Origin of the sequence: Streptomyces sp. NPDC058664 (genome assembly GCF_042716635.1) — a bacterium.
Taxonomy (GTDB): Bacteria; Actinomycetota; Actinomycetes; order Streptomycetales; family Streptomycetaceae; genus Streptomyces.
The window spans coordinates 20,305-27,092 of the sequence record NZ_JBHXRW010000081.1; the positions used below are offsets into that span (position 1 = coordinate 20,305).

General features: G+C 72.0%; 5 protein-coding genes. 4 read left to right on the top strand and 1 reads right to left on the bottom strand.

Features of this window, described 5'->3' with window-relative positions; translation table 11 throughout:
- Positions 1-40 precede the first annotated feature (40 nt).
- Both ACFWUY_RS37125 and ACFWUY_RS37130 read left to right on the top strand, forming a co-directional pair.
- Entirely contained in the window at positions 41-805 is a 765-nt protein-coding gene (locus ACFWUY_RS37125; protein ID WP_384120511.1) for an ATP-binding cassette domain-containing protein, read from the top strand.
- A complete protein-coding gene (locus ACFWUY_RS37130) occupies positions 802-2,121 on the top strand; it encodes a sugar ABC transporter permease (protein ID WP_384120513.1) in 1,320 nt (439 codons plus the stop codon). Before ACFWUY_RS37125 ends, ACFWUY_RS37130 begins: the two co-directional genes overlap by 4 nt.
- 24 nt (positions 2,122-2,145) lie before the next feature.
- Here the strand turns inward: ACFWUY_RS37130 and ACFWUY_RS37135 are convergent, their stop codons facing one another.
- Positions 2,146-3,840, bottom strand: a complete 1,695-nt coding sequence (locus ACFWUY_RS37135) for a BCCT family transporter (protein ID WP_384120517.1) — start codon at positions 3,838-3,840, stop codon at positions 2,146-2,148.
- A gap of 398 nt (positions 3,841-4,238) precedes the next feature.
- Between ACFWUY_RS37135 and ACFWUY_RS37140 the strand changes: the two genes are divergently transcribed.
- Together ACFWUY_RS37140 and ACFWUY_RS37145 are read left to right on the top strand one after the other, a co-directional pair.
- Positions 4,239-4,994 (top strand): GntR family transcriptional regulator, encoded by a 756-nt coding sequence (locus tag ACFWUY_RS37140; protein WP_384120519.1) that lies wholly within the window; start codon positions 4,239-4,241, stop codon positions 4,992-4,994.
- 278 nt (positions 4,995-5,272) lie between these two features.
- Entirely contained in the window at positions 5,273-6,637 is a 1,365-nt protein-coding gene (locus tag ACFWUY_RS37145; RefSeq protein WP_384120515.1) for an amidohydrolase, read from the top strand.
- The last annotated feature ends 151 nt before the right edge of the window (positions 6,638-6,788 follow it).

Sequence of the window (6,788 nt, forward strand, 5' to 3'; positions counted from 1 at the left end):
CGCGCGAGCGGAGGAGGCGGTTCCGTTGCCGGAGTCAGCCGTGCTCACACTACGGGGGATCTCCAAACGGTTCGGCGCGGTCCAGGCCCTGCAGGGCTTCGACCTGGACGTGCACGCCGGTGAGGTGGTCGCGCTCGTCGGCGACAACGGCGCCGGCAAGTCCACCGCCGTCAAGGCGATCGCCGGGGTGAACCCGCCCGACGAGGGCGTCATCACCTGGGAGGGCCGGCCGGTCTCCATCAACCGGCCGCACGACGCCCAGAACCTCGGGATCGCCACCGTCTATCAGGACCTGGCGCTGTGCGACAACCTCGACGTGGTCGCCAACCTGTTCCTCGGCCGGGAACTGCGTCGCTTCGGCGTGCTCGACGAGGTGCGCATGGACCAGCGGGCACGCGAGCTGCTCGACACGCTGTCCATCCGGATCCCGAGCGTGCGCATCCCGGTCGCCTCCCTCTCCGGCGGCCAGCGCCAGACGGTGGCGATCGCGCGCTCGCTCATCGGCGCGCCGAAGGTCGTCATCCTGGACGAGCCCACCGCCGCGCTCGGCGTGGAGCAGACCGCGGAGGTCCTCGACCTGGTCGAGCGGCTCCGCGGGCAGGGCCTCGGCACCATCCTGATCAGCCACAGCATGGTCGACGTGATGGCGGTCGCCGACCGGATCGCCGTGATGCGGCTCGGCCGGAACAACGGCTTCTTCGACAAGCGCTCCACGACCACCGAGGAGATCATCTCCGCCATCACGGGGGCCACCGACAGCGCCGTCACCCGCCGCCAGGCCCGCAAGCGGGAGGAGGAGCGATGAGCCACGACCCGGGCCGCGCCGACCCCCCGGCCGACCGCCCCTCCGACCGCTCCGGCGCCGGCGACGCCGGCGCCCAGGAACCGGCACCCGGCGCGGTGCCCGCCGTCGACACCCGCCTCCTCGTCCGCGAGGAGGGCCTCAAGGGATACCTGGGCGAGTTCCGTCGCAAGGTGCGCAGCGGTGAGCTGGGCTCGCTGCCCGTCGTGCTGGCCGTGATCATCATCTGGACGGTCTTCGGCACTCTGAACAGCACGTTCCTCTCGGCCCAGAACCTCTCCGACCTCAGCCAGCAGATCGTCGGCACCGGCATGATCGCCGTCGGCATCGTCTTCGTGCTCCTGCTCGGCGAGATCGACCTCTCGGTCGGCTCGGTCAGCGGCCTGTGCGCCGCGATCTTCGCCGTACTCAACGTCCTGAACGGCATGAACGAGTGGCTGGCGCTCCTGGTCGCCGTCGCGGGCGGCGCGGTCGTCGGCCTGATCCACGGGTTCTTCTTCGCGAAGGTCGGCGTGCCCGCCTTCGTGGTCACCCTCGCGGGCAATCTCGCCTGGAACGGGCTGATGCTCCAGATCCTCGGCACCAGCGGCACGGTCAACATCCCGAGCGAGAGCATCGTCTCCAGGCTGTACTCGACGATCTACCACAGTCCGGCCGCCGCCTATGCCACGGCGGCCGTCGGGGTCGGGCTGTTCCTGGCGGCGTCGCTCCTCGACGCCAAGCGCCGCCGGACGGCCCGGGTGCCGTTCCGGCCGGTCGCCGAGATCGTGCTGCGTACGGCCGTCATCGCCGCGCTCGCCTTCGCCGCCGCGTACATCCTCAACCGCTACCAGGGGCTGCCGCTCGCGCTCCTGATCTTCCTGATCCTCCTCGTGCTCCTGGACTTCGTGCTGCGGCGCACCACGTACGGCCGGCGGATCTTCGCGGTGGGCGGCAACATCGAGGGCGCCCGCCGGGCGGGCATCAGCGTGCCGTTCGTGCGGATGTCCGTCTTCTCGATCGCCGGGACCATGGCGGCGATCGGCGGCCTCTTCCTGGCCGGTCAGATCCAGTCCGCGAGCCAGACCTCGGGCGGCGGCAACCTCCTGATGAACGTCATCGCCGCCGCCGTCATCGGTGGCACCAGCCTCTTCGGCGGGCGGGGCTCGGTCTGGTCCGCACTGCTCGGCGCGCTGGTGATCGGCTCCATCCAGTCGGGGATGAACATCATGGGCGTCAGCAACGCGGTCCAGTTCATGATCACGGGATCGGTGCTGCTGGCGGCCGTGGTCGTGGACTCCCTGTCCCGCCGGAGCCAGAAGGCGGCCGGCAGGGCGTGAGCGGACCGGGGCCCGTCCCGCCGCTCACGCCGAGTTCTTCGGCGTGAGCGGCGGGGCCTCCTGGCCTCCGGTGCCGGGGGAGCCGGGGCCGATCTTCAGTTCGAAGTCACCGTCGTACTTCTCGTGGCCCGCGATCACGGCGAGTCCGACGACCTCCACGCCCACCTCGCCCCGGACGATGAGCGGGTCCTTCCGCAGGTCCCTCATCAGCGCCACGCACATCCCGATCATCACCAGGACGAACGGCGCCGCCACCAGGATCGTGAGGTTCTGCAGGCCCGCGAGGGCGTCTCCCTGGCCGTCGCCGATGAGGAGCATGACGGCGGCGACCGCTCCGGTCACCACGCCCCAGAACACGACGACGGGCCGGGTGGGTTCGAAAGAGCCGCGCTGGGAGAGCGTGCCCATGACGATCGAGGCGGCGTCCGCGCCCGACACGAAGAAGATCCCTACCAGGATCATCACGAGGAGGCTCATCGCGCCGGCGAGGGGGAACTCCTGGAGCACGGCGAAGAGCTGTCCCTCGGGGGTGGTCTCCCCCGTCAGGTCGCCCTGCTCGCCGAGCTTCATCGCCGTACCGCCGAAGATCGCGAACCACACCAGGCTGACGGTGCTGGGCACCAGGATGACTCCGCCGACGAACTGGCGGATGGTCCGGCCCCGGCTGATCCTCGCGATGAACATGCCGACGAAAGGCGTCCACGAGATCCACCAGGCCCAGTAGAAGACGGTCCAGCCGCCGAGCCACTCGTGGATGTTCGCGCCGCTGGTCGCCTCGGTGCGGCCGGCCAGCTGGGGCAGGTCGCCGATGTACGCGGCGAGCGAGGTGGGCAGCAGGTCGAGGACGATGATGGTGGGGCCCGCCACGAACACGAAGAGGGCGAGCACCCCGGCAAGCACCATGTTGGTGTTGGAGAGCCACTGGATGCCCTTCTCCACACCGGACACGGCGGAGACGACGAAGGCCGCCGTCAGGACGGCGATGATGGCGACGAGCAGCCCGGTGCCGGTCTCCGCCATCCAGCCCAGCTCCTCGACGCCGCTGCCGATCTGGAGCGCGCCGAGGCCCAGCGAGGCGGCCGAGCCGAACAGCGTGGCGAAGATGGCCAGGATGTCGATGACGCGGCCGGGCCCGCCGTACGCCCGGCGCTCGCCCATCAGCGGGACGAAGACGGCGCTGATGGTCTGGCGGCGTCGGCGGCGGAACGTGGAGTACGCGATGGCGAGCCCCACGACGGCGTAGATCGCCCACGGGTGGAGCGTCCAGTGGAAGAGCGTGGTGGCCATGGCGGTCTGCATCCGCTCGGCGGAGTCGGCGGGATGGGTTCCCGGCGGCGGGGCGGCGTAGTGGGCGAGGGGTTCGCTCACGCCGTAGAACATCAGGCCGATGCCCATGCCCGCGCTGAACATCATGGCGATCCACGACACCGTCCGGAACTCCGGGCCCTCCCCCTCCTGGCCGAGGGTGATCCGGCCGTAGCGGCTGATGGCCAGCCAGAGGGCGAAGACGACGAAGCCGGAGGCGGCCAGCATGAACGCCCAGCCACCGTCGCGGATCAGCCCTTCGAGGAGCCTGCTCGACGTGCTCTCCAGGCTCTCCGTGGCCGTGGCGCCCCAGACCACGAAGGCCACGGTCAGGACGGCGGTGACCCCGAACACGATGCGGTCGGTACGGGCGCGGTGGTGGTGGTCGGGGTGGCGGGGCAGGTCCGCCGTCACCGCCGGCCGTGCTCCGCCGCCCCGCTCGGCGCCCGGTCCGGAGGCGTCCGGCCTCTGGTCTTCCTGCAACAGATGACACCTTTCACGGTGGTACGACTGCGAATGTACGGAAACATCTGATTTCAGCTTTTCGTCGAACATGTGACGATGTCCTGGTAAGGCATTACCACAGCTGAGGCCGAACTCCTGGTACCAACAGGCCTCCCCGGTCCGGCCGATGACCGTCGGCAGGCCGAGGTGCCCGGGCCGGGGCCGACGTATCCTCGCCCCGGGCGCCCCGAACGCGGGGCGGAAGAGGACGGAAGAGGTCGGAACAGGTGGCGGACGGACGCGGGACCGGCTCGGCGACCGGGGGCGGAGACGCCCGGACGCGCGGCGCGGGGAAGTTCGCCACGACGGTGCCGGACCCTGAGGCGACACCCCGCGCGGCCGGCGACGCCACCCCGGGCCCGGTCGCCGACACCCCCCCGGCTCCGGCCACCGGCACTCCTACGGCTCCGGCCGCGGAGCCGGCCACCGTCCCGCTGGGCACGCGCGCGCGGGAGGCCGTTCTTCAGCGGATCGTCGACCGGCGGTACGCACAGGGTGCCCGCCTCGTCGAACGGGAGGTCGCCGAGGAGCTCGGGATGTCCCGCGTCCCGGTGCGCGAGGCGCTGCGCGCACTGGTCACCGAGGGGCTCCTCGAGTTGCTCCCGCACAGCGGCGTCCGAGTGCGCCGCCTCGAGCGCACCGACGTGGAGCACCTCTACGAGGTGTGGGAACCGCTGGCCGTCCAGGCCTCGCGGCTCGCGGCGCGGGCGCGTGCGGCCGGCGACACCCGGGGCGTCGCGGCCCTCGAGGCCGCGCTCCACCAGGCCGAGTCGGCCGCCGCGGCGGACGAGGGGAGCCGCGAGGTGGCCGCCCACACCGCGTTCCACGAGTGCGTCGTGGCCATGTCGGGGAACCCGTTGCTCGCCCGGACCATGGAGCAGCTGAGCTGGCAGCTGCGGCTCGTGTTCGGCCTGCGCGAGGAGCCCGCGCACATGCGGGCCCAGCACGCCGAGATGTACCGGCACATCGCCGCCGGGGACGCGGAGGCCGCGGCGGCCAGCACCCTGCTGCACGTGCGGGACAGCAGGACCGTCGCCCTGCGCTCCCTCTTCGGTGACGCCTGACCCTATTCGTATACCAAGACCGGCATCCGCGCACCCTTCGACGAGCCAAGACGGCAAGGAAGGGGCATTTCCGCATCTCCCGATCATCACCCTTGTCCGCCGCCACAGGCTTGGTATACAAAACAGGGAGTCGTCGGCCCACTCCCCCAGAAGCCCACGCGACCGCCGGCCGTGGTGCGAGCGGACGTCCCGGTCCGAGCCGTGGCCCGTCCCGTACGCGTCGCCGCGCACCGCCCGCCCCCACCGCCTCGCCACACCGTCCCCTCGAAGGAGTCCCCATGCAGCCGTCCTCGACGTCCCCCGGCGCGCTCTCCCGCCGCACGATGCTCGCCGGCGCCGCCGCCCTTGCCGGTGCGACGGCGACCACGGCCGTCACGGCCGCCACGGCCCGGGCGGCGTCCGTCTCCGTCGCCACGGCCGCCCCCTCCCGGGCGGCGTCCGCCTCCGCCTCGGGGCGCCACGCGCGGGCCGTGGTCTTCCGTGACGTGCGCCCGTTCGGCGCCGCGAAGGCCACGGACCTCGTGGTCGTCGACGGCCGGATCTCGGACGGCCCCGCGCCGCGCGGCGCGAAGGTCGTGGACGGTGGCGGCCGGATCGCCCTGCCGTCCCTCGTGGACGCCCACATCCACCCCGACAAGACGACCTGGGGCGGCTCCTGGGTGTCGCGCCGGCCGGCGAGCGGCATCGCGGACTACGTCGCCCAGGACGTGGAGCTGTTCCGCGGCCAGCGCCGCCCCGTCGCGGAGCGGGCGTACGGGCTGATGTCCCACGCCGTCGCCCGCGGCACCCGGGCGATGCGCGCCCACGCCGACGTGGCCCCGGCCTACGGCCTGGCCGGGGTCGAGGGCCTGGCGGAGGCCCGTGAGCGGCTGCGTCACGCGCTCGACGTCCAGATCGTCGGCTTCCCCCAGCACGGCGTCATCCGCACCCCGGGCACGGCGGCGCTGCTCGAGGAGGCGGCGCGCGAGGGGGTCGTCGACATGATCGGCGGCATCGACCCGATCGGTTTCGACCAGGCCCTCGACGAGCAGCTCGACATCGTCTTCGGCATCGCGGACCGTCACGGCATCGGCGTGGACATCCACCTGCACGACCGCGGCGAGAAGGGCATGCGGGCCATGCGCGGCATCGTCGACCGGACGCGCGCCCTCTCCCTCGCCGGGCAGGTCACCGTCAGCCACGTGTTCTGCCTTCCGGAACTGACCGACAGTCAACTCGGCTCGATGGCGGCGGACTTGGGTGACCAGGACATCGCCCTCACGACGGTGGCGCCGTCCGCCTCCCTGGTGCTGCCGATCGCCCGGCTGCGTGAGCACGGGGTACGGGTCGGGCTCGGGTCGGACGGGGTGCGGGACTCCTGGAGCCCGTTCGGCAACGCCGACATGATGCACCGCGCGCATCTGCTCGGATGGGTGACGGACGTGCGCCTCGACGAGGAGCTGACGGCCTGTCACGACGTCGCGGCGCACGGAGGTGCGGACGTGATGGGGATCGCCCACGCCGACTTCACGGCGGGCGCACCGGCCGACTTCGTGCTCGTCCGGGGCGAGTGCCTGCCTCAGGTCGTCGTGGACATGCCGCGCCGCGACATGGTGGTGCACGGCGGTGTCGTCGTGGCCCGCGACGGCGAGTTCCTGGACTGAGCGACCGCGGTCGGCCGGACACCCCGGACTGAGCGACCACGGTCGGGCGGGCCCCCCGGGGGGGGGGGCCCGCCCGCCCGGCCAACAGGGAGGGGCCGGGGGAAAACAAAAAAGCAGGGGAGAATAAAAAAAAAAAACAAGCCACCAAAAG